Annotated in this window: 25 protein-coding genes and 1 other annotated feature; of the genes, 2 read left to right on the top strand and 23 right to left on the bottom strand. The window is 37.9% G+C overall.

The genetic code is table 11. The annotated features are described in order from the left end of the window. Positions 1–11: 11 nt before the first annotated feature. A complete protein-coding gene (locus D8Q48_RS06930; RefSeq protein WP_117990362.1) occupies positions 12–770 on the bottom strand; it encodes an exodeoxyribonuclease III in 759 nt (252 codons plus the stop codon). Then, positions 770–1,507, bottom strand: a complete 738-nt coding sequence (truA, locus tag D8Q48_RS06935; protein WP_121056042.1) for a tRNA pseudouridine(38-40) synthase TruA — start codon at positions 1,505–1,507, stop codon at positions 770–772. The genes D8Q48_RS06930 and truA overlap by 1 nt, the downstream gene beginning before the upstream one ends. A 265-nt stretch (positions 1,508–1,772) precedes the next feature. On the opposite strand from truA, the gene D8Q48_RS06940 reads away from it, so the two are divergent. After that, positions 1,773–2,243: a PTS glucose transporter subunit IIA gene (locus D8Q48_RS06940; RefSeq protein WP_117990364.1), complete on the top strand. Its 471-nt coding sequence runs from the start codon at positions 1,773–1,775 to the stop codon at positions 2,241–2,243. A 100-nt stretch (positions 2,244–2,343) separates the two neighbouring features. Here D8Q48_RS06940 and D8Q48_RS06945 read toward each other — a convergent pair whose 3' ends face one another. The 19 genes from D8Q48_RS06945 to D8Q48_RS07025 all read right to left on the bottom strand — a co-directional run bounded on the left by D8Q48_RS06945 (position 2,344) and on the right by D8Q48_RS07025 (position 23,144). Beyond that, positions 2,344–3,219, bottom strand: coding sequence for an NAD(P)-dependent oxidoreductase (locus D8Q48_RS06945; protein WP_121056043.1), 876 nt, complete (start codon positions 3,217–3,219; stop codon positions 2,344–2,346). Positions 3,220–3,289: 70 nt separating this feature from the next. Beyond that, positions 3,290–3,706 (bottom strand): stage V sporulation protein AB, encoded by a 417-nt coding sequence (locus D8Q48_RS06950; protein ID WP_117990366.1) that lies wholly within the window; start codon positions 3,704–3,706, stop codon positions 3,290–3,292. Then, a complete protein-coding gene (locus D8Q48_RS06955) occupies positions 3,666–4,331 on the bottom strand; it encodes a stage V sporulation protein AA (RefSeq protein ID WP_121056045.1) in 666 nt (221 codons plus the stop codon). Before D8Q48_RS06955 ends, D8Q48_RS06950 begins: the two co-directional genes overlap by 41 nt. Next, positions 4,321–4,482, bottom strand: coding sequence for a hypothetical protein (locus D8Q48_RS17130; protein WP_207667542.1), 162 nt, complete (start codon positions 4,480–4,482; stop codon positions 4,321–4,323). The genes D8Q48_RS06955 and D8Q48_RS17130 overlap by 11 nt, the downstream gene beginning before the upstream one ends. Positions 4,483–4,581: 99 nt before the next feature. Next, on the bottom strand, positions 4,582–5,298 hold the full coding sequence (gene sigF / locus D8Q48_RS06960; protein WP_117990369.1) for an RNA polymerase sporulation sigma factor SigF: 717 nt from the start codon (positions 5,296–5,298) through the stop codon (positions 4,582–4,584). After that, positions 5,277–5,732, bottom strand: a complete 456-nt coding sequence (spoIIAB, locus tag D8Q48_RS06965; protein ID WP_117990370.1) for an anti-sigma F factor — start codon at positions 5,730–5,732, stop codon at positions 5,277–5,279. Before spoIIAB ends, sigF begins: the two co-directional genes overlap by 22 nt. Then, positions 5,716–6,045 carry an anti-sigma factor antagonist gene (locus D8Q48_RS06970; protein ID WP_022075038.1) on the bottom strand — a complete coding sequence of 110 codons (330 nt, stop codon included), beginning with the start codon at positions 6,043–6,045 and terminating at the stop codon, positions 5,716–5,718. Before D8Q48_RS06970 ends, spoIIAB begins: the two co-directional genes overlap by 17 nt. Positions 6,046–6,214: 169 nt before the next feature. Then, the gene (locus D8Q48_RS06975; protein ID WP_117990371.1) at positions 6,215–7,573 is read right to left on the bottom strand and encodes a tetratricopeptide repeat protein; all 1,359 of its coding nucleotides are present in this window, start codon (positions 7,571–7,573) and stop codon (positions 6,215–6,217) included. A gap of 20 nt (positions 7,574–7,593) precedes the next feature. Further along, positions 7,594–7,731: a hypothetical protein gene (locus tag D8Q48_RS17135; RefSeq protein WP_022075040.1), complete on the bottom strand. Its 138-nt coding sequence runs from the start codon at positions 7,729–7,731 to the stop codon at positions 7,594–7,596. Further along, on the bottom strand, positions 7,718–9,013 hold the full coding sequence (locus tag D8Q48_RS06980) for a Mur ligase family protein (RefSeq protein ID WP_118724191.1): 1,296 nt from the start codon (positions 9,011–9,013) through the stop codon (positions 7,718–7,720). Before D8Q48_RS06980 ends, D8Q48_RS17135 begins: the two co-directional genes overlap by 14 nt. Next, the gene (locus D8Q48_RS06985) at positions 9,013–11,229 is read right to left on the bottom strand and encodes an LTA synthase family protein (protein WP_121056047.1); all 2,217 of its coding nucleotides are present in this window, start codon (positions 11,227–11,229) and stop codon (positions 9,013–9,015) included. The genes D8Q48_RS06980 and D8Q48_RS06985 overlap by 1 nt, the downstream gene beginning before the upstream one ends. 159 nt (positions 11,230–11,388) lie before the next feature. Continuing rightward, positions 11,389–14,046, bottom strand: coding sequence for a valine--tRNA ligase (locus D8Q48_RS06990; RefSeq protein WP_330514497.1), 2,658 nt, complete (start codon positions 14,044–14,046; stop codon positions 11,389–11,391). Positions 14,047–14,297: 251 nt separating this feature from the next. After that, positions 14,298–14,524: a binding site (T-box leader), on the bottom strand. Between the two features lie 941 nt (positions 14,525–15,465). After that, entirely contained in the window at positions 15,466–16,986 is a 1,521-nt protein-coding gene (locus tag D8Q48_RS06995; protein ID WP_121056049.1) for a DUF4367 domain-containing protein, read from the bottom strand. A 4-nt stretch (positions 16,987–16,990) separates the two neighbouring features. Further along, entirely contained in the window at positions 16,991–17,506 is a 516-nt protein-coding gene (locus D8Q48_RS07000; protein ID WP_121056051.1) for a sigma-70 family RNA polymerase sigma factor, read from the bottom strand. 435 nt (positions 17,507–17,941) lie between these two features. Next, positions 17,942–18,139, bottom strand: a complete 198-nt coding sequence (locus D8Q48_RS07005; RefSeq protein WP_130647821.1) for a hypothetical protein — start codon at positions 18,137–18,139, stop codon at positions 17,942–17,944. A 160-nt stretch (positions 18,140–18,299) separates the two neighbouring features. Beyond that, positions 18,300–19,070 carry a glucosaminidase domain-containing protein gene (locus D8Q48_RS07010; protein ID WP_191855116.1) on the bottom strand — a complete coding sequence of 257 codons (771 nt, stop codon included), beginning with the start codon at positions 19,068–19,070 and terminating at the stop codon, positions 18,300–18,302. A 212-nt stretch (positions 19,071–19,282) separates the two neighbouring features. Continuing rightward, positions 19,283–19,729, bottom strand: a complete 447-nt coding sequence (locus D8Q48_RS07015) for an RbsD/FucU domain-containing protein (protein ID WP_117990377.1) — start codon at positions 19,727–19,729, stop codon at positions 19,283–19,285. Between the two features lie 124 nt (positions 19,730–19,853). Continuing rightward, a complete protein-coding gene (locus D8Q48_RS07020) occupies positions 19,854–21,650 on the bottom strand; it encodes an L-fucose isomerase (protein ID WP_117990378.1) in 1,797 nt (598 codons plus the stop codon). A gap of 18 nt (positions 21,651–21,668) precedes the next feature. Then, on the bottom strand, positions 21,669–23,144 hold the full coding sequence (locus tag D8Q48_RS07025; protein WP_117990379.1) for a rhamnulokinase family protein: 1,476 nt from the start codon (positions 23,142–23,144) through the stop codon (positions 21,669–21,671). Positions 23,145–23,392: 248 nt separating this feature from the next. On the opposite strand from D8Q48_RS07025, the gene D8Q48_RS07030 reads away from it, so the two are divergent. Then, positions 23,393–24,238: an AraC family transcriptional regulator gene (locus D8Q48_RS07030; RefSeq protein WP_117990380.1), complete on the top strand. Its 846-nt coding sequence runs from the start codon at positions 23,393–23,395 to the stop codon at positions 24,236–24,238. A gap of 128 nt (positions 24,239–24,366) precedes the next feature. On the opposite strand, the gene D8Q48_RS07035 is transcribed toward D8Q48_RS07030, so the two are convergent. Beyond that, entirely contained in the window at positions 24,367–24,807 is a 441-nt protein-coding gene (locus D8Q48_RS07035; protein WP_022075814.1) for a hypothetical protein, read from the bottom strand. Positions 24,808–24,988: 181 nt separating this feature from the next. Then, complete coding sequence (locus D8Q48_RS07040) at positions 24,989–26,116, bottom strand: substrate-binding domain-containing protein (protein WP_118688748.1); 1,128 nt, start codon at positions 26,114–26,116, stop codon at positions 24,989–24,991. Positions 26,117–26,215 lie beyond the last annotated feature (99 nt).

Below are 26,215 nucleotides of genomic sequence, written 5' to 3' on the forward strand. Positions count from 1 at the left end.
CCTCCTATTATTTATTTGTCTTTTAATTCCAATACAATTGGACAATGGTCTGAACCCATTACATTTGTTAGAATCTGTGCATCCTGCAATCTGTCTTTCAGACATTCTGATACGCAAAAATAATCAATTCTCCATCCGGCATTCTTCTCTCTTGCCTTAAAGCGATAAGACCACCAGGAATAGATTCCTTCCTGCTCCGGATAAAAATATCGGAATGTATCGATAAATCCTGCATCTAAAAGCTCTGTAAACTTCTGTCTCTCCTCATCTGTAAATCCGGCATTCTTACGATTTGTTTTCGGATTTTTCAAATCAATTTCCTTATGAGCAACATTCATATCCCCAGTTACAATAACCGGTTTCTTCATTTCCAAAGATTTTAAATACGCACGAAAATCGTCTTCCCAACGCATACGATAATCCAGGCGTTTCAACTCATTTTGAGAATTTGGTGTGTACACTGTAACAAAATAAAAATCCTCAAATTCACATGTTATCACACGACCTTCCTGATCATGTTCTTCTATTCCGATTCCATAGCTTACTTGAATTGGTTCTTTCTTTGTAAACACTGCAGTTCCTGAATATCCTTTTTTCACTGCATAGTTCCAATATTGATTATACCCCTGCAAGTCAAGTTCTAACTGCCCGGACTGCATCTTTGATTCCTGAATACAAAAAATATCTGCATCAATCTCATTAAAAAAATCAAGAAATCCTTTTTGCACACATGCCCGGATTCCATTTACATTCCATGATACTAATTTCATTATTTATAAAACACCTCTTTCAAGCATAGTCCGCTTGCAGGTACTAAAAATCCCGCATCTGCACGTTGACCGGACTCAATTATCTCATTTATGCTTTCCGGACTTCTTCTCCCACTACCGATTTCCAGCAGTGTTCCTGTTAAAATTCTTACCATATGATACATAAATCCACTTCCGGTATACTCAATTCTAAGTCTATGTCCGTCTTGCCTAACTATTATATCATAAATTCTTCTTGTTGTGGACTTTTCATCCGGCCGATCTGTAAATCCTGCAAAATCATGGCTTCCACGCAAATATTCGATTGCCTTCTCCATCTTTTTCACATTAATCATTTCTGGATAATGAAATGAATATTTTCTCAGAAATACATCTGCTTTTTCTGCAGTATCAATCGTATATTCATATCTCTTACCTCTCGCACTGTGACGTGCATGAAACCCGTTCTTTGCAAGTTCCATATTCACAATACGGATGTCCTCCGGAATTTTCTCATTTATCTCTGTAAGAAATACTGGCTCATCCACCTTACCTGATAGAATAATACTGGCTGTCTGCCCAGACGCATGTACTCCGCCATCTGTACGCCCGGAGCCATTCACCTCTACTTTATATCCCACATACTCACTAATATCACGCTCCAAAATTCCTTGAATTGTCATATCTGTGTCCGGCTGTCGCTGCCATCCTCGAAATCTGGAGCCATCATATGCAATTGTTAATTTATATGTTCTCATAGCATCACTTTCCGTCTCTTCTGCTTTTTCTATACTTTATCACAGAGGACTGACGAATTGCAAGACGTTGTTCTATGAGTTCAATTTTGCTGATTCAGTTAAATTCTGAATAACAAATTTATGAAACTAATACCCCAAAATATGCAAAACATAGAATTCTGAAACAATTTTCAAAAGAGGATTGAAATTTATTAAAGCAGTGACTATAATTAAGAATTTGTAAAATGAGGAAAAGAACATATATTATCTAGCGGAGGATTTAGATATGAAGAATCAAGGAAAAACACAAGAAGTAATTTTAGCACCAATGACTGGTACAGCAGTTGCAATTACAGATGTACCAGATCCGATATTTACAGAAAAAATACTTGGAGACGGCATTGCAATCATCCCAACTGACGGAAAGATTGTAAGCCCAGTTGACGGAGTCGTATCCAAAGTGGTAGAAACAGGCCATATCTATGAAATAACTTCAGAAAGTGGAGTGATAATTTTAATACATATGGGGCTTGAGACAGTTGCATTGAATGGAAAATGTTTCCACATTTATGCAAAGATTGGAGATAAAGTAAAAGCCGGAGATTTGATTGCAGAAGCAGATTTGGAATTCATCCAAGAGACCGGACGCAACTCCATTACTCCTGTTCTGATTAGTTCAGATTTAGACGGAAAAGAGCTCGTATGTGAAAAAGGCGAGGTCCAGGCCGGAAAAAGTGTTATCATGACATTAAAGTAATTTTATAATGATAAATTTTTCGTAAGAAACGACTATGCCATCCTGCGGGAGCTTCGTCGGGCAAGCCCGACTCCAATTCGCTGGATGGCATAGTTATTTTTTACTCCTCCATTTCTTCTTCATAGTATTTAATAAGTGCCTGCGTTCCTAATTCTCCATAACCTTCCGCTTGCAATAATTCATAATTTGCAAGCACCTGACTTAAAACGTCTAAATTAATATTACTCATATTTGCTTCTGTAAGTGCCAATTTCATATCCTTAATAAAATGTTTCATAAAAAATCCCGGAGCATAATCACCCTCTAAAATCTTAGGTCCAAAAGTATCTAACTGCTTACTTCCAGCTGCCCCTGTCGACACGGAATCAAGCAATGTCTGAAGATCCAGCCCTTTTGCTTTTGCATAAGTAAATGCTTCGCATACTCCTGACAACGTTCCTGCTATCATAATCTGATTAGCAAGTTTTGCATGCTGTCCGCACCCGATACCACCTTGATAATTAATATTTGTCCCCATTGCCTTAAACAATGGCATGCAAGCCTCATAATCTGCTTTTTCACCACCTACAAGAATAGAAAGCGTTCCGTTTTTTGCTCCAATATCTCCACCTGTAACAGGTGCATCCAAAACATGAAGGCCTTTCTTTTTTCCCTCTTCTGCAATTTTCTGATCCAGCATCGGACTTGTAGTTGTCATATCAATCAAATATGTGCCTTGTTGTACACTATCTAAAATATTTCCTTTATCAAAATAAACTTCCTCAACATCGACAGGAAATCCTACTATTGTAATAACAGCCTCACATTCCTTGACGCAGTCTGCAATGCTATCATGAAAAATAGCCCCTTCGTTAATAACATCTTCTACTTTCGATTTTGTACGAGCATAAATGTGCAGCTCGAATCCTGCTTTTATAAGATTTCGCACCATGGATTTTCCCATGATTCCAACTCCGATAAATCCAATTTTTTTCATCTTTTGCCTCCTCAAATTATAACTACTGTAATTATAATTCTTTTTATAAAAATGTACCATATCAAAATTATCAATACATCAGGAAAAAATATATCACACCTCCGACTCCCCTTCCCAATGCCATTGCACATATCAAGCCAGCAATATATTTTGTTATTTTTAATCTGCGGATAAATATCGGAAAAACATTTAGAATTTCTGCCAGTGCCATCGCCCAACACCCGACAAAGATCCCGATTAATAATCCTATCGGAATAAGCAAAATTTTGCCATAAGGAATTGGTATCGAATATACAAAAATAACATTCCCTATAATTCCTCCTAAAGCTGCACAGTCTTCATACAAATGAATTTTATTTCCTGTATGTGTCCGATCTGCAAAATCAGCGATGACACCTAATTCAACAATAAATCCAAACAGCCCTCCCGCCACTAATATTCCTGCGCTAAGACCGATTACTGCCATTAGAATTTGACGTATCAGCATCCAGTTCTTTCCCCTTTCTTGAAGCATTTTCTACAAGGGTTGTCTGTATTTCATTTTCATAAGTTCGCATCTGTACCTCCAACGGTGTAGGGTCCACTGAAAACTTTTTCTTTCCAAAATGATTAAAAAACAATAGTATCCCTATCGTAAGTCCGATGGAATAACTTAGTTCTAAGATTGTAGAACCCTGTGGTTTTATTCCAGTCATCAATTGATAGATTTGAGAAAATAATTTTCTAACTGATACATCATTGTTAAATGTCATGATTGCAAATGCCGCACCTGTAAATGTCAATACTGCAGTAAATCCGATTTTGATCAAATGGCTTATCATCCCTGTTGGTTTTTGCTCTTCATAAGTTACGATAATATCTGTCTCGCCCAAATTTTGAACATCTATGTTCGGATATATTTCATGTATTAATTTTATAATTTTTAAAATAGATATGACTTTGCGCTGTCCCTCTTTCTCCTGCATTTTCATAACCTTAATCGTTTTAATCCTCGGAATTACATTTTGATTACTACATTCCATAGACAAAATATCCCCCAGCGTTACCTCTGGCTTTGTCACTTCTATATTTTTATCACCCTTTATATATAGTGTTTCCTGCTTAACAGCCATTGCATTTCTCCTCAGAATTTACTAACATCTCTTCTGATTCGTAACGCTCAGCCTTCCCGGCAGCACTATAGTAATAGCAAACACCAGATATCACCGCAGCTATCAACATAATTGTCAGGCATATTCTTATTTTTCTTCTTCCATCTTCCAAACTTTTCATCTCCATTTCATGTGCTTTTTTTGATATGCTCTTTAGTATTTTCTCTTCTCTTTAAAATATACATAACTTGATCAAATGGCTTCTCTGATTCTATGTTCCAATTTTCCTTAAATTTTCCATAATCTTCTTCTCCATTCTGGAAACCTGTACCTGCGATATTCCTAATTCTTTTCCCACTTGTGACTGTGTCTTATCTTGAAAATACCTCATATAGATCAATGTGCGTTCTTCTTTTTCCAATGTCCCAAGCAACTGCTGCAACAACATGTGATCCAGTATCTTTTCTTCTCTGTGTTCTTTTTCTTCCAGCTTATCCATCAGCCGGATCTCATTTCCCTCTTTTTGATGTATTGGTTTATAAATGGATTCTACTTCACTTCCGGCCTCCAGTGCTTCTACTATTTCTTCTTTGTCTATCTGCATTTTTTCTGCAAGCTCTTCAATGGTTGGTTCCCGTCCCAATAAATCCAGTAATTTTTCTCTGGTTTGAAATATTTTATAAGATAATTCTTTCAGTGTACGACTCACTTTTATCATCCCGTCATCTCGCAAAAATCTCTTAATCTCCCCTGAAATCATTGGAACTGCATAGGTTGAGAATTTCACATCATATGAAAGATCAAATTTATCAATAGCTTTAAGAAGTCCAATACTTCCTATCTGAAATAAATCTTCACTTTCAAGTCCTCGTCCATAAAAACGCTTTACCACACACCAGATCAGCCCTACATTTTCCTCTACCAATTGTTCTCTTGCCGCTTTATCTCCTTCGTGTGATTTTTGAATTAAAGCGATTGTGTGGTCCATGCATTTCTTCCTTTACCAATTGTTTTTTTCATTTTCACTTCGGTTCCTTCTCCCGGTATGGATTCCACTTCTACTTGATCCATAAATGCTTCCATAAATGAAAATCCCATACCAGACCGATCTGCTTCTGGTTTTGTGGTATACATAGGCAGCATCGCCTGCTTTACATCTTCAATCCCTTTCCCTTCATCTCTGACCGACACATAAAATGTATGCGCATTTATTTCACAGCGTATGTAAATCTTTTTTATTTCATTTTCATATCCATGTATAATACAATTCGTAACTGCTTCCGATATTGCTGTTTTTACATCTGACACTTCTTCCACAGTTGGATTTAACTGCGTTAAAAATGCCGCAACTGCGACTCGTGCAAAGCTTTCATTTGCAGAGCGGCTGTCAAAGATCACTTCCATTTCATTTGTGTTCCCCATTTTCCTGTTCCTCCTCATATATCTGCATTATTTTCGTCATTCCTGACAATGTTAATATTTTTTTAATTCTTGCATTTGTATGTACCGCCCACACTTCTCCATTTATAAGCTGTATCATGCGATATCGTCCCATTATTGCTCCGATTCCTGAGCTGTCCATAAACTCCGTATCTTTAAAATCAAAAATCACATATTTGATATGATTTTTTTCAATAACTGAATCTGCACTTTTCCGAATTTCTTCCGCATTATGATGATCTACTTCTTTTGGAAGAAATATTGTCAGACAATTTTCCTGCACTTGATAATCCATCTTGTTTTACCTCCTGTCATATTTTTTCGTATTACAATCTTTTATCTGCAGTATTTCATACCTTCTTTTATTCTTTGTAAAAGAAAAAAGAGGGAATTATGCATCTTCTACATAATTACCTCTTTTGTATATTTTGTTCTTCCGTATATTTCAAATATCCGAAAACTTATTATTCTGTTTTCTGTGTTTCTTCAGTATTCTGTGAAATCATATTCAGATTGTTTGTTGCTTCTTGTGCATAATCTGTATCTGGATATTCCTGAACTACAGCTTGGAAATTGGCAATTGCATTGTCATTATCTCCGCTTCTTAGATATGCAATACCTAAATTAAGTCTTGCGCCTCCGTCATCGTAATCAGCATTCATTCTTACAACTTTAGACAAGTTGTCTATCGCAGAGCTATAATTTGCAACATTCAGTGCCTCTATTCCGGCTTCGTATTTAATCTCACAGGCAGATGGATAAACCTCTCCTGTCATCTCATCATACATCTCCTGACCGGATGCTCCAAGCAGATCACGATTAACATTCAAAAGTGAATCTGCAATCACATCATAAGTATAGTTTCCTGAATTATATTGTGTTGATGCAGACATCAGATTCTCATAACTGTCTGAAGTACTTGCAGCATTCTGCGCTGCTGCCTCCGAATCACTACCTGCTGTACGATAATTGTCCAGCGTTCTTGTCATTGCACTGATTTGTGCCTTCATGGCATTAATCTGCTCACTGTATTCAATAATCTGCTTATTTGTCTTCTCTGATTTCGACTGATTAACAGACGGAACAATGAGATACCAGACAATCATCGCTCCGATCAATGCTCCAATTATAATATTCATAATTGTGAATTTTCCTGCAATCGTCTTTACTATATGATATGCCGGCTGAATAATTGTTTCATTGCCATCCTTATATTCCACAGAATTTTTCTTTTTTCTCTTTTCTTTTTTCTTCTCTGACCTTGCAGGCACCTTACTTCGATGCAGTTCGAGTTCATGCATATAACGCAACGTAGTTGCATTGGTTGTATCCAGTTTGGATGCAGTGCGAAGCAATGAATTTGCTTTCGGATATTGTCCATCCTGAATATAGATTAATGCCAGCAATTGATATGCTTTGACAAAGGTCGGATGACCTCCGATAACCTGTCTCAGTTTCAAAATTGCCATATCAATGCTTCCCTGTCTGCATAACTGCAGACATTGATTATACACCTGAATTGCATGATCCATAGCCTCCAGTCGTCTGGATGAATCCTGAACACGCTGTATATATTCATTTGCAATATTATCACGTGGTTTCAAATTCTTACTGATAATCCACTCTACCAGTGCCTCTGCTACTTCTCCCCTGCCATAATAAACTAATCCAAGTAGATTTCTGGCAGCAATATTCCCCTTATTATATTGTAAACTTTGTCGAAGTGAGAGAATCGCTCCCGATAAATCCCGAATCTGCGCTTTTCTCAGGCCATCATTGTACCAATAATTGGAACAATGCATGATTTTCTTCGTATAGTCCATCTATGCTCACCATAATCTTTCTAATTTTTCTGTTGATCCATTACCTTATTCAGGAGGTCCATCACATCTGTCATCTCTTCCTGATAAACGGCATCTTCAATATCTTCTACTTCCAGACTTGGTTTAAACTTCTTCAGTTCTTCTTCAAAATCTAGCATTTGACTCCTCCTCTATCAAAGCTTTGACCATCCCCACCAGATACAACGATCCCAGACAATAAATTGTCCTGTCTTTCTGATTGGATGTCACATAGTTCCATGCAGCCTTCAACGAATCCTGCACGATAACTGGTTTTTCTGTATATTGACGAAATATCTCTGCTAACTTTTCTGTATCTGCAGCACGCTTATCTGCTATATGTGTGATCACAAAAAAATCTGCATCCACATGCTGACAAAGACAAGCAATCATTTCCTCATAATCTTTATCTTCTACCACAGAAAATAAAATTCCAATTCCTGTAGTATCCTTTGGAACACTCTCAACAAATCTTTCGATTGCACTGATATTATGTGCCCCGTCAATGTAAATATGTGGGAGGACTTCTTCCATTCGCCCGCCTACTTTACATGCACTAAGTGTTTCCTGCCACTTTTGTAATTCTCCTTCAGTGCCAAACAGATAACGCATTACCTCCAACGCAAGCATTGCATTCTCTACCTGATATCGTCCAGTGTTGTTTAGTTTCCATGTAACATCTCCATAATACGCATTTGCACATGAAAATGCAATATATTTCTCATCAATTTCAAGAATTTCGAACGCATTTTTCGAGACTTTTTTACATGAAATTCCAAGTTCTTTTGCACGTTTTTCAATCACCTGATTGCTTTCTTTTTGCCCTTCAATGTAAAAAGCCGGCACAGCATTTTTTAAGATTCCAGCCTTTTCCGTGGCAATTTCTTCCAATGTATTGCCAAGATACTGCATATGATCCATTCCAATTGATGTGATTACTGAACAGATTGGATGTTCAACACAATTCGTCGCATCCAGTCTTCCTCCAAGACCCGTTTCAAGCACTGCATACTCCACCTTCGCTTGTGCAAATGCTATCAGTACCATGCCAAATAAAAACTCGAAAAAAGTAGGATGTGGAAGACCATCTTCCACCATCCCTTCTACTTTTTCTTTGACCTGTTCAAATACATTTAGAAATGTATCATCATCGACCATTTGATGATTGATTACAATTCTTTCATTCATTTTTACTAAATGAGGAGACAGTGCAAGACCAACTGTCTTCCCCTGGGCACGAAGCATTGCATCCAGATAGGAACTTGTGGAACCTTTTCCATTTGTTCCTGCAACATGGATCACTTTTAAGCTATCCTGTGGATTTCCAAGTCTCTTTAAAAACTCTTTCGTATGCTCCGGCGTATTTTTTTTTGTAAATTTTGGAATCTCATTAATGTATTCCACTGCCTTATCATAGGTCATTATTGTTCTCCTGCGTCTTTTCCTACAAATGCATTTCTTCCTGTTTCCGGGTCATTCGGATCTGTCGGAAGTTCTTTTAATGCTCCGTCTTTATACTCATATTTCTTAGAAGTCCTGAAAATCGTATTACTTGAACCAACCTGCGCCACATAAACTACATCACCATCTTGTAATTCTGCTTCCTTTAGGTCAATTCGTGTATTATTTAAAAATGAACTTGTCTGTTTTTCATCATTGATATAAATCTTACTATATTTTGTAAAATTCTCTCCATAAAGGCTATAAGTTCCATCCAACTGTTCTACAATATCCGAAATAGATGTGTCTTTCACACCCATGACCATATGACCTTCTGTGATCGGCTTGCCTGTATTTTCATATACATACTGATTTCCATATAAAACGTCATACTGGAGCAGTTCAAGATCTGCCAGATAATTCTTTGTATCTTTTCTCTGCTGATGGTAATTAAAAAATGTTCCTGTATGGATATCTAAACGATCAAACACTTCTGCCATAATCTGATATGCTGCATAGTTTCCGTCTTTCTTTTCCAATCCAATGTTATCCCAAATAACATAATTTGTATTATAAAGATATTTGCTCTTCATATCTTTTGCTTCAAGTCCCATTGTAGGAAGATGATCTCCATAAAATACAACTACTGTCGGTTCTCCGCGTTTTTCTAATGCTTCAATCAACTGACCTGCAAATTTGTCCATCTCATGAACTTCATTTACATAATATTCCCATGCATTTCGCTTTCCTTCGTCTTCCACACCACTGACAATAATTTCAGGATCATCCAAAACTTTTTCTGTCGGATAATCTCCATGTCCCTGCACACTGATTGTCATAACAAAATCCTGTTGCTTCGTTGTATCCATTGACTCTAAAATATGTGGAACAAGAATATCGTCTGTTGCCCATCCTTTCGGTGTTGTCTGAAGCACATTCATAAATTCCTTGCTTGTGTAATGGTCAAATCCCATATGATTATAAACTTGTGCACGACTATAGAAATTACCTGTATTATTATGAAGTGCCTCTGCACCATATCCCAATTTTTCCAGTGATGATGCCGCACTTTCAATTATTTTTGTCTTTGCATAAGTTTTATATGGATACTCTCCAGGTCCGAAGAAACGCATACTCATTCCTGTAAGCACTTCAAACTCTGTATTTGCAGTTCCTGCTCCTACAGACGGCACCTTAAAATAGCCTGATGAATATTCACTATATAATTTGCGCAAATTCGGAATTGGATCTTCTGAAAACTGCAGCCATTCTACTTCTGTCGGATCAAAATAAGACTCTAACTGCACAAATAGAATGTTCGGTTTGTTTTCATCTGACAGACTTGTCTCACTTACATTCAGCGCACCATCTTTATTGATAGCTTCCATCGTCTCTTTGCTGTAACCTGCCGGTTCGGATATTCCCGTATTAAATACACTCGCTGTAAAACAGTATGGGAATCCATAATCTTCATAAGCAAATGCAATATTTCCAAAATAATTTGAAATCACACGTTTATCAATTGCCACATCCGTAAGTACAACATATCCCAGTAAACTTACAATCAATCCACAAAGTGCAGCAACCCTATGCATCTTACCGGTATACTGTCCACCACGTCTCCACATTGAAATCACCCATATTACTACTGCAATGATTCCAATGATCAACATGATCAATTCCATTTTTCCAAAATAATTTCCTGTCAACGAAATGGCATCTGACAATACTTTTAAATCCTGTGCATTAAATGGTGTTACACGTTTCATTAACATATACCCATTTGTAATACCCAGTATCAGCCAGAATACACTAATCAGAATACGGGCAAATACCCGTCTCCTCACCAGATATACAATCATCAATGTTGCAAATATCAGATAAGCATTGAACAAAAATACCTTTGGCGTCTCTATCATATAGAGCCATGCCTGAATCAACGAATGTCTTGAAATCCCCTCTATAAAGAAATTCAAAATACATGCTAAAAGGAAATGAAATACCAGCGAAAATCGATTCATAAATCGGTACACCGGCTGCATCTTCTTTGCAAACCTGCTGTTTCTTCTTTCCTCAAGAATTCGTTGTCGTCGTGCCTTACTCTCTTTCCAATGTGCCTTGATATCTTCCTTTTTCAAATTTTTTATCTTATGAAATGTACCTTTGATATCCGGCTTTTTCATATGCACCTTCTTCATTGATATCCTCTCTGTTCTAATCTGTTACGTTATCTCTTACATGTTTTTTAGTCTATAAGACATTGTTCCAAAATGTCCAAAACGGGGATAATCAACATATGCTGTCAATCCATCCCCATCTCAGATATATCATTTACAGATATTTTAAATCTGTATATTCTATCGCTTTAATCCTTCCAGACGTTCCTGAACCTGTGCCAGCATCTGTGTATATTTTTCCAGTTTCTCTTTTTCTTCCTGTACTTTTGCTTCTGGTGCTTTGCTTACAAAACGTTCATTTGAAAGCATACCTTTCGCTCTTGCGATTTCTTTTGTGAGCTTCTCTTCTTCTTTTTTCAGACGCTCTAATTCCTGCTCAAAATCAACCAGCTCTTCCATTGGAAGATATACAGTTGCTCCCGGAACTACAATAGATACTGCATCATCTGCAACATCTTTCTTTTCGTAGTGAAGAATAATGTCACTTGCAAGCATCAGTGGTTTTACAGAATTTTTAAATACTTCCAAAGCTTCCATTAAGGATTTATTACTGCTAACAATATAAACTTTTGTACGTTTATTGTTTGGAACATTCATCTCTGCACGCATATTTCTGATTCCGCGTGTAATTGCTTTTACATGCTCCATTACCTCTGTTGCTCTTGGGAATTCCCATTCCGTTTTATACTCAGGCCATTTTGACATCATCAAAGATTCTTCTTCCGGTACAAGTGCGCCATAAATCTCTTCTGTGATAAATGGCATAAATGGATGAAGTAATTTCAATGCCTGTCCAAGAACTGTCTTAAGTACCCACAAAACGCACTGTGCTGACTGTGAATCCTCTTCTGCATGATAAATACGATATTTTGCAATCTCTACATACCAGTCACAGAACTCATCCCAGATGAAATCATGTACTTTCTGAACTGCGATTCCGAGTTCAAATTTGTCCATGTTCTCTGTCATTTCTTTTGTCAGACTGTTTACTTTTGAAAGAATCCATCTGTCTGCCGGTTTTAACAAGAAATCTTCTGGCTCTTCTACTACATTTTTCTCCATATTCATCATAATGAATCGAGATGCATTCCATACTTTATTTGCAAAATTACGGCTTGCCTCAACACGTTCATTATAGAAACGCATATCATTACCAGGTGCATTACCTGTAACCAGTGTCAGACGAAGTGCGTCTGCACCATACTGATCGATAATCTCCAGTGGATCGATACCATTTCCAAGAGATTTACTCATCTTACGTCCCTGTGAATCACGAACCAATCCATGGATCAATACTGTATTAAACGGACACTTGCCTGTATGCTCAATTCCTGAGAATACCATACGGATTACCCAGAAGAAAATGATGTCATATCCTGTTACAAGTACATCTGTTGGATAGAAGTAATCTAAATCTTCTGTTTTCTCCGGCCAGCCAAGTGTAGAAAATGGCCACAATGCTGAACTGAACCATGTATCCAGAGTATCTTCATCCTGTGTGAAATGTGTACATCCACAATGTGGGCATTTTTCCGGTGCTTCTTTTGCAACTACAAATTCACCGCATTCATCACAATAATATGCAGGGATTCTGTGTCCCCACCAAATCTGACGTGAAATACACCAGTCTTTGATATTCTCAAGCCAGTGCAGATAAATCTTATCAAAACGTTCCGGAACAAACTTTAATTCTCCGCTCTTCAAAGCTTCAATCGCTGGTTTTGCAAGTTCTTCCATCTTTACAAACCACTGCTGTTTGATCAATGGCTCTACTGTTGTTCCGCAACGGTCATGTGTTCCTACATTGTGAGAATGTGGAACTACTTTCACAAGATATCCCTGTTCTTCCAGATCAGCTACGATTGCTTTTCTTGCTTCATAGCGATCCATTCCTGCATATTTGCCACCTTTATCATTAATTGTAGCATCATCATTCATGATATTAATCTCTGGAAGATTATGACGTTTTCCAACTTCAAAGTCATTCGGGTCATGTGCAGGTGTGATCTTAACCGCACCAGTTCCAAACTCTTTATCTACATAATAATCTGCAACGATTGGAATTTCTTTGTTAACCAATGGAAGCAATACATTCTTACCAACGATATCTTTATATCTCTCGTCATCCGGATGTACGGCGATCGCACTATCTCCAAGCATTGTCTCTGGACGTGTTGTAGCAATCTCAAGGAATCTGTCTGTTCCTACGATTGGATACTTAATATGCCAGAAATTACCATTCTGCTCTTCATGTTCTACCTCTGCATCAGACAACGATGTCTTACACTTCGGACACCAGTTAATGATACGAGAACCTTTGTAAATATATCCTTTTTCATACAGATTAATAAACACTTCCTCTACAGCTTTAGAACATCCCTCGTCCATTGTAAAACGCTCTCTGTCCCAGTCGCAGGAAATCCCCAGTTTCTTTAACTGATTTTCGATTGTTCCTGCATACTCTTCTTTCCACTGCCATGTACGCTCCAAGAATCCTTCACGTCCAAGTTCTTTCTTATCAATTCCTTCTGCCTTTAACTGATTTGTTACTTTTACTTCTGTAGAAATGGCAGCATGGTCTGTTCCCGGGATCCATAATGCATTGTATCCCTGCATTCTCTTATAACGGATCAGAATATCCTGTAATGTATTGTCTAACGCATGTCCCATATGAAGCTTACCAGTAATATTCGGTGGTGGCATTACCGTTGTAAATGGTTTCTTACTGCGGTCTACTTCCGCATGAAAATATTTGTTCTCACACCATCTTTCATATGTCTTTTGCTCAATTGCTTTTGGATCATAAGTTTTTGCCAGTTCTTTACTCACAATTTTCATGATGTCCTCCTTTTGTTTTCATATTATTTTATTTTTTTTGATTTGTCACTATGAGTCACAATTTTTTCACATAAAGTGGAAATTGTCTATATATTCAAGTCGAACGTCCGTGAGACTTGACGCGTGATTCTGGTCAGCAAAGCTGACATATTCCTATCAGAATCACTGCGCATCCTAAGCGGAGCGTTTTTTATATATTAGGAAAGGACTTTCCTAATATATAAAAATACGCCCTTCATATACTTCCGTACATAAAGGGCGAATCATCGCGGTACCACCTTAAGTTCATATACAGACAACTCTTCTTCTGTATACCTCTTTGTTCTATAACGTAAACAACCACGAGATATCCTACTTAATTTCAAATATCCAATTCCAAAGCTACCTTCCACAACCCTTTTTCGAAATCATCTCACAGCCTTTGGATGATTCTCTCTGACGATAGTAATTGTGTACTCCTCTTTTTCATTATCTTTATATCTTATTCATATTGATTAGAATACTATCTTCTAACGCACATTATACTATAACTTTCAATGGAGGTTTTGTCAAGATATTAAAGTGTATTTGATTCATGAAATTGCTATTTAGTTCACGACAGCCCCAAGCAAGAAAAAGACTATGCACTCCTGCGGGAGCTTCGTCGGGCAAACCCGACTCCAATTCGCTGGATTGCATAGTCTTTTCTTGCTTTGTGGTGTATCGTGATTGAAATAGGTGGGGCGATGATGGATTTACTTTTCTGGTGCCTGATGTATCTATATCATGAGGTTATTTGCTTGTACAGATGTCTTTGTGGCAACTGATGTATCTGCACTAGCTTGATATTCGCTGTTGCAGATGCTCTATTGACAACTGATGTATCTGCACTGCCTAGATATTCACTGTTGCAGATGCTCTTTTTGGGCCCACCGTATCTGCAACTTGTTTTTCATTGAACTTGCAGATACTTTTCAGCCTGCCTGTCATGTACAATTGCATCTGCATCTTGCCTTTTCTGGGATTTGAGGATACTGCCTTCGCAAATTTTGCATCTACATCTCACATTTTCGATAACGTGCGGATGCTCCCCATCAAAATTTTGCATCTTCAATTTCCGAAAATCCACTATCGCAGATATCGTCGCTCGATATCCTTTGAGTTCTATTTACTTCACAACTTGAGCCAATACATTACTTACAAAAAAATTGATATAAGAAATTCGAGCGAATATGGAGTGAGCGTTGAAGACACTTAGAGCGTAAATTTTTGTGTTAATGAATTTGAACGAACGTGTTCGAAGCTGCATAGCAGCAAGTTTGAGTTCAAATTCATTTGCTTTTAGCAAAAATTTACGCTCTTATGTGTCTCCCGCTCATGGAATCTGAGCAAGAATTTTTATATCAATTTTTTGTAAGGAACGTATTGCCACCCAGTGAATTAAATAGCAAGCCTCACATATGGACTTACAATTGTATTCCCCTGCGAATCAACTCCTCCTGTCCCGCTAAAGAACCACAAGTACATCTGATCCACCTGATCTTCATCTATGACATAAATCAATGTATAATCCAGTTCTTCTCCTGCTGCAAGTGGGTGCCACAGAGCTTGTTTTAAACGCTGATTTCCATCTGTATAGCACATCTTATCAAAGTAAACTGGAAAACTGCTGCCATCTGATGACATCCATTGTAATGAATAATTCTCGTTCACTGATACATAAGAATCATCCGCTTTTACTATTGTGCCATCTTCCATAGAAGCTAATGTTGTCAAATCCGGTGCGATAGGTACTCCATCTTCTTTGTTCCATTCACTTTGTGTATCTCCGCAATTTTTTGCTGTCATGCGAACGATTACATACTTCGAATTTACTTTTTCTATTCCTTCAATTTCACCATTTTCATTCAAGACACCTCTGTCATGTGATTTTAATGTTCCATCTTCATTCATCCATGCTGCCATTTCATTTTCGTAGTCGATGAAATTTTCTTTTGGATATTCAGCTAATGAAATGCTATCTGCCACCTCTACCGAATTTACAACAAAGCGAATATCCTCTACCTCGTTTTTTAATGCTTCATCTTCTAGCATTGGATCTGTTATTTCATCACCAATCTCATAAATATCTTCCGCCGCAATTTTCTTTAGACCTACTTTTTCTTTTTCTAATTTTTTCTGCTCTGCCTTCGCTTCTTTGATTTCTTCCTCTGTTGCATATGGAACCACCTCGTCAAGCACTGTCACTTTTAAACCTTCGGCAACCTTCAATATCTCTTCATATGGCAAATCACTTCTGCTCCATATTTGGATCGCATACCCTTCATTTTCATCATACAGATAAATATTTTTAACTGTATCATCACTATCAATATAAAAATCTTCACTGACATATACATCGACCTGCTGTTCTCCAAGGTTCATAACCTTCTGCTGCTGGCTTCTTTTATAATTCATAAATTCTTCTGTCTGTCCCATTCGTTCGATATAATCCAGCTCTGATGCATTCATCGGAATAATACTAATTCCGCCACCTGTTTTATCATTATGCCATTTTCCATAATTCGCAGTATTTTCACCTCCACGTTCATACCCTTCCGGCATATATGTTGGCTCTACGGAAATTGCATGTGCTTCTTTTGTACGGTCTACCTGAAATGTATATTGAATGGAATCGCCTTTCTCTGATTTCAATACAGCCATGTACTTATTAGCTGCAAATCCAACAACACTAAGACCGGCGGTTACTGCAATCGCTGCCACTGCAATTTTCCAAGTATGGTATTTACTTGTGGATTTCTTATTATGATGAATTCCAAGACATTCATACGTATCCTTGATACGCTGATTTACGTATTCCGGAGTTTCTATATCTTCTGATAAAATCTTTTTAATTTCCTGATCTGAATATTCTCTTTTCACACTATTTTCGTTTTTATTATTCATAAAATCCTTAGACATACGCTCATCTCCTTCCTTGCGCCAGTTCCATTGTATACATTTTTTTCACTTCTTTTCTTCCTCTGGACAACCTTGTTTTTACTGTATTTTCTTCCATCTCAAGTAGTTGTGCAATTTCCCTGACCTTAAATCCTTCGGCGTAATACAGAATTAAAACTGTCCGGTATTTTTCATCCAATTGATTCATCAATTCTTCGAATTCATATCTTGCTGTACTCATTCCTGCGTCTCCCTGCTCTGAAATCACATCATATGAACATTCTCGTTTTTCTTTTCGTAAAATATCATTACACTTATTTATCAAAATCCGTATCAGCCAGGTTTTAAAATATTTTCTTTCTTTTAAACTATCTATTTTTTCGTAGCATACAATAATGGTATCCTGGATCGCATCCGCAATATCTGCTTCGGAATCAAGATAACTTCTTGCTACTTTATATAAATCTCCCTTTACCATTTCAATCAATTGCACAAATGCCTGGTCATCTTTCTTTTGTGCTCGTTTCACAAGATATTCCACACTGCTCCCTCCTTTCAATTATTTGTAAATTGAAAATCGATTTTCCTTTTTTCACTTATTAGACGTTTCAGCATCTTATTTCGTTTCATTATTTCTGCGGAATTTCTATTTAGTTCACTAAGTTGGATAAGCATCCCTTAGAAAAATATTTGATATGAATTTCTGTTCAGACTCCGTCAGCGGGAAATACATAAAGGTCAGAATTATTACTAAAAACAGAGCTTAGAAACCAGCAACTCGGGCTATGCCCTCAAACAGCAAGTTTCTAAGCTCTAACGTAAAATTCTGGCCTTTTACTATTTCCAATCGCTTCCTTTGTATTCGCAGAAATTCATATCAAATATTTTTTCTCAGTACGTTATCGCAAATCTAATGAATTAAAAAGCAGAGCTTTACTGAACAGGCGCTGGTATCTCATGTATCTACACATCTCGCTTATTCAATGTTATAGATATCTTTGTGGTAATCGTTGTATCTGCAAGGCTTGATATTCGCTGTTACAGATGTTCTTTTCTTGACCAATGTATCTGCAACTTGATTTTCTTTGAGCTTGCAGATACTTTTAAGCCTGCCTGTCATGTACAATTGCATCTGCATCTTGTCTTTTCTGGTATTTGAGGATACTTTCTTCACAAATTTTGCATCTTCAATCCCCAAAAATTCACTATCGCAGATATCGTCACTCAATATCCTTTAAGTTCACTCACTTCACGAACTGAGCCAATACATTACTTACCCAAGAATTCTTATATCAATTTTTTGTAAGAAACGTATTGCCATTTAATGAACTAAATTACATCTTCCCAATCATACTCACAATCGAATCCCCATACTTCTCCGCAGTTGCCCATCCGGTTCCTGCAGGGTTTTCTTTTTGTCCCAGCCATTCTACATACGGAGCACATCCCTTTAAGACATACTCATATCTCTCATCTACACATGCTTGATTTAAAGGCTCTGTTGAGGCATATGCTTTTAAATGTTGTATCTGGGCACGGATTCCTGTCCGCACATCGGGATAGGAATTTCCTGGAACGCCGCCCCCGGTTGTTCCAAGACCTGCGAAATTAAATTGTTCTACGGATACATCTCCGCCAAACTGAAGCCATCCTGTTTCTTTCATTGTCTGCACAAATGCAACCTCCGGGCGAACCCCTTCTGCTGCCGCTTCTTCACAATACATTGTTACAAATGTCTCGATAGAATCCGCACCGCCTTCACCTAATTCTTCTGACGGATAGGATACACCTGCTGATTTAAAGTAGGAAACTAACTGTTCTGCCGTTACAGGACTTGTTCCCATAATCGGATATTGCCCTTCTGCTATTGTTTCCTGAACATCATTTTCAGACACACTTTCTGTTTTATTATTTGCATTTTGCTGTTTATCTTTTTCCTTTTTGTTTTCCTCTTCTGCCTGCCGAATGATCTCTTTTTCTTTTTCAAGAACTTTATTCTGATGTTGTTTCCAACCTCCGATTCCTGCCATTGTGATAATCAATATGACTGCAAGTCCGATTTCCAGATATCCGGGTGTCTTTAATTTATTCCACTCTAAATGCATATCCAACCTCATCTCAATTCTTTAGAACTTACTTTTCTATTTCACACTATGATAGTTTACCATAAGTTATTACTTTTTGACAGACAAGGCAACCGCAAAAAAGGCAGAGCCAAAGTATTTTCTACTCTGACTCTGCCTTTCGAATCTTTTTTGGATTCTATATTTTTAGGAGAAAAATTTTATTAATTACTTGTTCAACAACTCGTAACTGTTTAGTCAGTTACAACACCTTTCTGAAGCATAACATTTGCATAAACAGCTGACTCACCTGTTGCAATGATTGCATAAGCTGTTTTTGCTTCGTCATAGAATGCAAATCTCTCGATATTGCCAACTGCTGCTTCGCCTCTTTCATCGTGTTTCTTCACGATTGCTTTGTACTCGTCCCAGATCGGTGTGTCGATTTTGCCGATATCACATGGCATAAGTTCCATCAAATTAACTGGTTTCTCTACATATGCATCCAATGGCATAACTGTAAGAATTGCATCCAAAATTTCTGGTACGCCATGTCCGTCACAACGGATTACGATAGCATCTTTTCCCATTGATTCACATGGAAAGTTTCCGTCTGCAATAACAATACGATCACTATGTCCCATCTCGCATAATACTTTTAATAATTCTGGTGATAAAATTTTAGGAATTCCTTTTAACATCTTCTCATCCTCCATGAAACTTTTTTATTTTTCTAAAAAGGACGCATACCATTTCGGCATGCGCCCTATATTTTATAAGGGATTAATTATTTTTCGATTGCATGCAATCAGTGTTATTTGTTAATTATTTTTTGAACTGTGGTCCAAAGTTAGCACATGCTCTGTAGTCTGCACCTTCTTTATCCATTCCAAATGCATTCCAAGCTGCTGGTCTGAAGATCTTCTCTTCTGGTACGTTGTGCATGCAAACTGGAATTCTCAGCATAGAAGCCATTGTAATCAAATCTGCTCCGATATGTCCGTAGCTGATTGCACCGTGGTTAGCTCCCCAGTTGTTCATTACATCGTAAGCTGTCTTGAATGCACCTTCTCCAGTTGTTCTTGGAGCGAACCATGTACATGGCCATGTGTAGTCTGTTCTCTTCCAAAGCTTATCAGAAACTTCTGCTGGAAGTCCTACTGTCCATCCTTCTGCGATCTGAAGAACTGGTCCAAGTCCTTTTACAATGTTCAGACGGATCATTGTTGCAGGCATCTCTACTTTTGTTTCAAATCTTGAAGAGAATCCACCTCCACGGAAGTATCCAAGGTCTGCATAGTTCCATGTAGTAGCTTTCATGATTGCATCCTGATCTTCTTCTGTTACTTCATACCAAGGTTTCATAACTCCGTTGCCGTTCTCATCTTTTGCTTCACCACAAGCATCCAGACAAGCTGCTCCAGAGTTGATCAAGTGGATAAATCCGCCTGCTTCTTTAGCAACACCTTCCAAATCATATCCTGTAGCTTTCTTAACAGCCTCTGGGCTCCAGTATGTACGAACATCAGCGAAGATCTGTGCACGGTTTGTTAACAGTTTCATGAACAGCATACTTGTTGCGTTCAATGTATCATTCTCTGTTCCGAGAACGTATGGCTCTCTTGCTCCATTCCAGTCAAATGATGTATTCAAGAGTGCTTCTGGATAGTCACAGTTTGGATAGAAGTCTGTCCACTGTCTCTGTCCCTGGAATCCTGCAACGATTGCATTGTGTCCAACCATCTCTTCTTCACATCCTGCTGGAAGTTTATCGTTACCATTCATTAAGTCTTTGATGATACACATCATCTTAACTACGAACTCCCACTCAGAATCTTTCTGATCACGTGTTTTCTGAAGTTCTTCTGGGTTCTTATCGAATCCTTCGATACATTTTTCTTTTGTCCATGCAAGTGCTTTCTGGTATTCTTCTTCATCATAGATGCCTTCTGTCATACGACGGATGATTTCTACTTCGTCTACAGATTCTACACGCATTCCAAGATAATCTTCAAAGAAGTCTGTGTTGATGATAGAACCACCAATACCCATTGTTACAGAACCGATCTGTAAGTAAGATTTTCCTCTCATTGTTGCACAAGCAACTGCAGCACGTCCGAATCTTAACAGCTTCTCTTCTACGTCAGCTGGGATAGATGTGTCATCTGCTTCCTGAACATCATGTCCATAAATACCAAATGCTGGAAGTCCTTTCTGTGCATGTGTAGCAAGTACTGATGCAAGATATACAGCTCCTGGTCTTTCTGTTCCGTTGAATCCCCAAACAGCTTTGATTGTGTTAGGATCCATGTCCATTGTCTCAGCTCCGTAGCACCAGCAAGGTGTAACTGTAAGAGTAATATCTACACCTTCTTTTCTAAATTTGTCTGCGCAAGCTGCTGACTCTGCAACACGTCCGATTGTTGTATCAGCGATAACAACTTTAACTGGCTCTCCGTTTGAATATCTGATGTTCTCCTCAAATAATTTTGCAGCGGATTTTGCCATGTTCATTGTCTGGTCTTCCAATGACTCACGAACTTTAAGAACTCCTCTTCTTCCGTCGATTGTAGGTCTGATTCCAATTACAGGATAGTCCCCAATAAGTCTTGATTTTGCCATGATACATTTCCTCCTTGATTAATGAATAAATGTTTTAAATTTCTCATATGCAGCATCCCACTTCTCTGTATCCTGTGGAAGATACTCATATGTAGTTTCTGAATCTGCGATGATCTGTCTTGCTTCTTTTACATCTTTGATTTCTCCAAGAGCCATCAACTGTACAGCAATATTTCCAAGTGCTGTTGCTTCGACAGGTCCTGCGATAACTTTACGACCGTTTGCTCCTGCTGTCATCTGACAAAGAAGTTTACTCTGGATTCCTCCACCGATCATATTGATTACAGGATAATGTTTACCTGTACATGCTTCAATCTGTTCCAGTGCATAACGATATTTTAATGCTAAGCTCTGGTTGATACAGCACATAATCTCTCCGATTGTCTCCGGCACTTTCTGTCCTGTTTTACGGCAGAATTCACGGATACGCTCCGGAATATTACCTGCAGCAACGAATTCTGGTGAATCCGGATCGATAAAGCTCTGGAATGGCTCTGCTTTTACTGCCATCTGCTCCAACTCGCCGAACGAATATTCCTGACCTTCACGAATCCATTGTCTACGGCTTTCCTGTGCAAGCCAAAGTCCAATAATATTTTTCAATAATGTTGTTGTATTACCATAACCACCTTCATTACTTACATTACACTCCAGTGATTTTTCTCCAATAACCGGTCCCGGTAACTCAGTTCCGAATAAGCTCCATGTTCCACAACTAATGAAAATAAAATCATCATTCTGTGTTGGTACGGATACCACTGCACTCTGTGTGTCATGTCCTGTGATTGCAATTACTTTTGCCGGGTCTACGCCAAGCTCTTCACAAATTGCAGGCTGCAATGTACCGATTACAGTTCCACTTGGAACGATCTCTGGTAAAATATGCTTCGGAATCTGAAGTGCCTCCAGAATCTCTTCTGACCATTCTTTCTTCTTTGCATCCAAAAGCTGTGTTGTAGCAGCCATTGTATACTCTGCTTTCTTCTCTCCTGTAAGGAAATAGTTGAACAAATCAGGAGTTAATAACATCTTGTCTGCTTTTTCCAATAACCATGGTCTTTTCTTAACCAATGAATATAATTGGAAAATTGTGTTGAAATTTTCAAACTGTAATCCAGTTAACTCGTACACTCTTTCTTTTGGAATTGCTTTGAACACTTCTTCTTGCATGCCGAGTGTACGATCATCTCTGTAGTGAACCGCACTTTCTAACAATGCTCCATGTTCATCCAAAAGTCCGAAGTCAACTCCCCATGTATCAATTCCGATACTTTCGAAGCCACCCTCCTGTTTTGCTTTTACAATTCCCTGTTTAATTTCAAAAAAATGTCTCAGTGTGTCCCAATACATTGTTCCGTTGATTATAACCGGATCATTTGAAAAGCGATATACTTCTTTCATCTGAATCTTTCCATCTTCCAGACTTCCGAGAATTGCTCTTCCGCTTCCGCCACCAAAATCAAATGCCAGAACTTGTTTTTTGTTATTGCTCACTGATGAACCTCCTTTCTCACTTCCATCCCATCATATACTGACAGTTATGAAGCAGTTCATAATGGAGTAAATACGCACTTCTCTTCACTCCCTTGATCTCATGTAATCATTTTACCATTGTTTTTTACAATTTACTTGTGTTATACTGGTAAAAAATATAACAATATTCACATTTATTAATTTGTTTTGAAAATCAATCAATCTTATTTATAATAATCTATACAAATAAAAAGGAGCAAAAAAATACTATGCAATATATAAACTATCGTGAAAGCAGACAACGAGGAACTGCAGATTTTCCATTGGAATACCATCATGTTTCTCCCTCTCATCCTCAATATGAGATGGCCCTGCACTGGCATGTAGAATTTGAATTAATCCGTGTTTTAAAAGGTGTTTTACAGATAACAATTGATGAACGGACTTTCCGTGTCTCAGCCGGTTCATTTATATTTATCCCGGCCGGTTCTCTTCATTCCGGCACCCCGCTTGGCTGTGAATATGATTGTCTGGTATTTGATATGAATGTCTTAATGAATAAAAATGATGACTGTTGTAAATTCGTGCGTAAAATTACCGACCGGGAAGTCTCTTTTAATTATGTTTACACCGGAACTTACAATGATATCCACCAGATCGTATGGCATATGTTTGATTCAATTTCCTCTAAAAAACCTGGTTATCAGCTCATTGTACTTGGTTCCTTATACCAACTGATCGGAACTATTTTTTCTGAAAATTATTATAATCCAACTCCTGACAAACCGCCTCGTGATCATCGAAGAATTGTTCAGCTTAAACAGGCTTTGGAATTTATCGAATCTTCCTATAACAAGCCGATCAGTTTACAGGAAATGGCAGATTCTGTGCAGATGTCTCCGAAATATTTTTGCCGTTTTTTTCAGGAGATGACACATCGTTCACCTGTCGATTATTTGAACTATTACCGTATTGAGCGTGCCTGCTATCAGCTGCTTACGACAAATGATACGATTACAGAAGTGGCTTATAATGCCGGTTTTAATGATTTGAGTTATTTTATAAAAACATTCAAGAAATATAAGGGAACAACTCCAAAACAATATTTAAAATAATGTTTTTTCTTCTATTTTTAATATTACCGCTCCCCTTTAAGGAGAAGAAAAAAGAGATGCTTATGAAACAAAATTCACATGCATCTCTTTTTATTTCCATTCATCATATCTTTTTAAATGTTTTAATATTAAAAAATACCAAATATTTTTTCGCGGAATGAATCATATAATGAATCATAGTCTGTATAACCGATATCACTATTAGCAAAACTGCTTTTCCATACCTCACATACACCATCCGCAATTGTCTTAGCATATTCGCTTCCACTGCTAAGAATTGTTGGAAAGACATAGTATATCATAAAGAAATTGAGATCAGACTGGGTACGCGCTCCGATCTTCCCCTTCTTATTTACAAATGTCTTCTTTACTGCTGATGCAAGACATTCTCCGATTTCTTTTGCCGCTGCTTCTTTGTCTTTAGCACCTTCTACATATGTTGTCATCTCTTCAAAATAATGGCCATGGTTTTGAATAAAGTTTTCTGTATATTCCTTATAAGTTTTCTTTTTCAAATGAGCCATCATTTTATCTCTGTCTTCGAAAATTATTTCTATCCCTTGAAGCATCTAATCATCCTCCTATGTCTTTCATGTTCTTCCGACTTAGATCTTTTCCTGCCAAAATCTACTATTATTATACCGAGATGATATCTTTATAGCAAGGAAAAGATATTTCCATTAAATAGAAAAACCGAGGTTTTATCCCCGGTTTTCCTTATTTTATGCTTTTCAGATTGTTATTCTGAAATTAGTCATACAAGTTTGGAGAGATGTCAGCATCATCCATGTTTGTTGAATCATACCAGTAACCATCTGTCTGAACGTCTTTAACTTCTTTTCCTTCGCAGATGTCATACAGTGTTTCGATAGAAATTTTACCCTGCATTAATGGAGACTGTGTAACAGCACCGATGAGTGTTCCGTCTTTAACAGCTGCTTTGATTGTAGATCCAGCGTCGAATCCAGCTGCAACGATGTTTTTCTCAACATCTGATCCTAATACATTCAGGTTCTGGTTAGCTGTAAGAAGACCTTCAGCTGAAACCTGGTTAGAACCGAACATAGCGATTGTATCATTTTTGTTCATGATGTTAGATGCCTCTGTAGCACACAGCTCAACTGTTGTCTGTGCAGGTACAGCTACTTCGATGATGATATCAGCTTTTTTAGCATCTCCGTTATCTTTTACAAGGTTAACATAGTAGTCATTTCCAACTACTGCACATGTTTTTCCATCTTCTTTAGCAAGCTCGATGAATCTGTTTACGAATCCCATTCCACGCTCTGTGATGTTAGCAGATGTAGCATCCTGGTTAACTTCACCTACACGAACCTGTCCGTCAGCTTTTGCGATTTTGTCTTTAACTGCTTCGTAAATTTTGTCTGCTGCGATAGCACCAGCACCACCATTGTCTGTAACTACTGTAGCGTATACAGATCCTTCTGGAGCATCAGGTACACCTGAGTCGAAACATACTACTGGGATACCTTTGTCTTTTGCTGACTGAAGTGCTTCAATAACTGAGTTCTGGTCACAAGCAGCAAGTGCGATTCCGTCTGGGTTCTGGTTGATTGCGTTGTTCAGCATGTTTACCTGGTCAGCGATATCAGACTCTGCGTTAGGACCTGTTGTGTTTGTTGTTACACCCAGTTCTTCCTGTGCCTGCTCGATTCCCTGTACAGCTGCCTGCCAGTATGAAGACTGGAAGCTCTTTACAACTACTTCGAAGTGATATCCTTTTCCTGAATCTCCGTCAGCTTTTTTAGTGTCTGCTGAAGAATCGCTTGAGCTTGAAGATGAGCTTCCGCCACATCCAGCAAGAAGTCCTGCTACCATACATCCACCAAGTAATACTGCTAAAACTCTCTTTTTCATAATTTTTGTCCTCCTTGACATGAAAATGTTTTTTCTTTTTCTATAGTAACAATCAGTCATTTCCCTCGTCTCTGATTGCTATCTATCTTTTTTAGGGGT

Source organism: Ruminococcus sp. B05, from assembly GCF_003628495.1.
Classification (GTDB): Bacteria; Bacillota; Clostridia; order Lachnospirales; family Lachnospiraceae; genus Schaedlerella; species Schaedlerella hominis.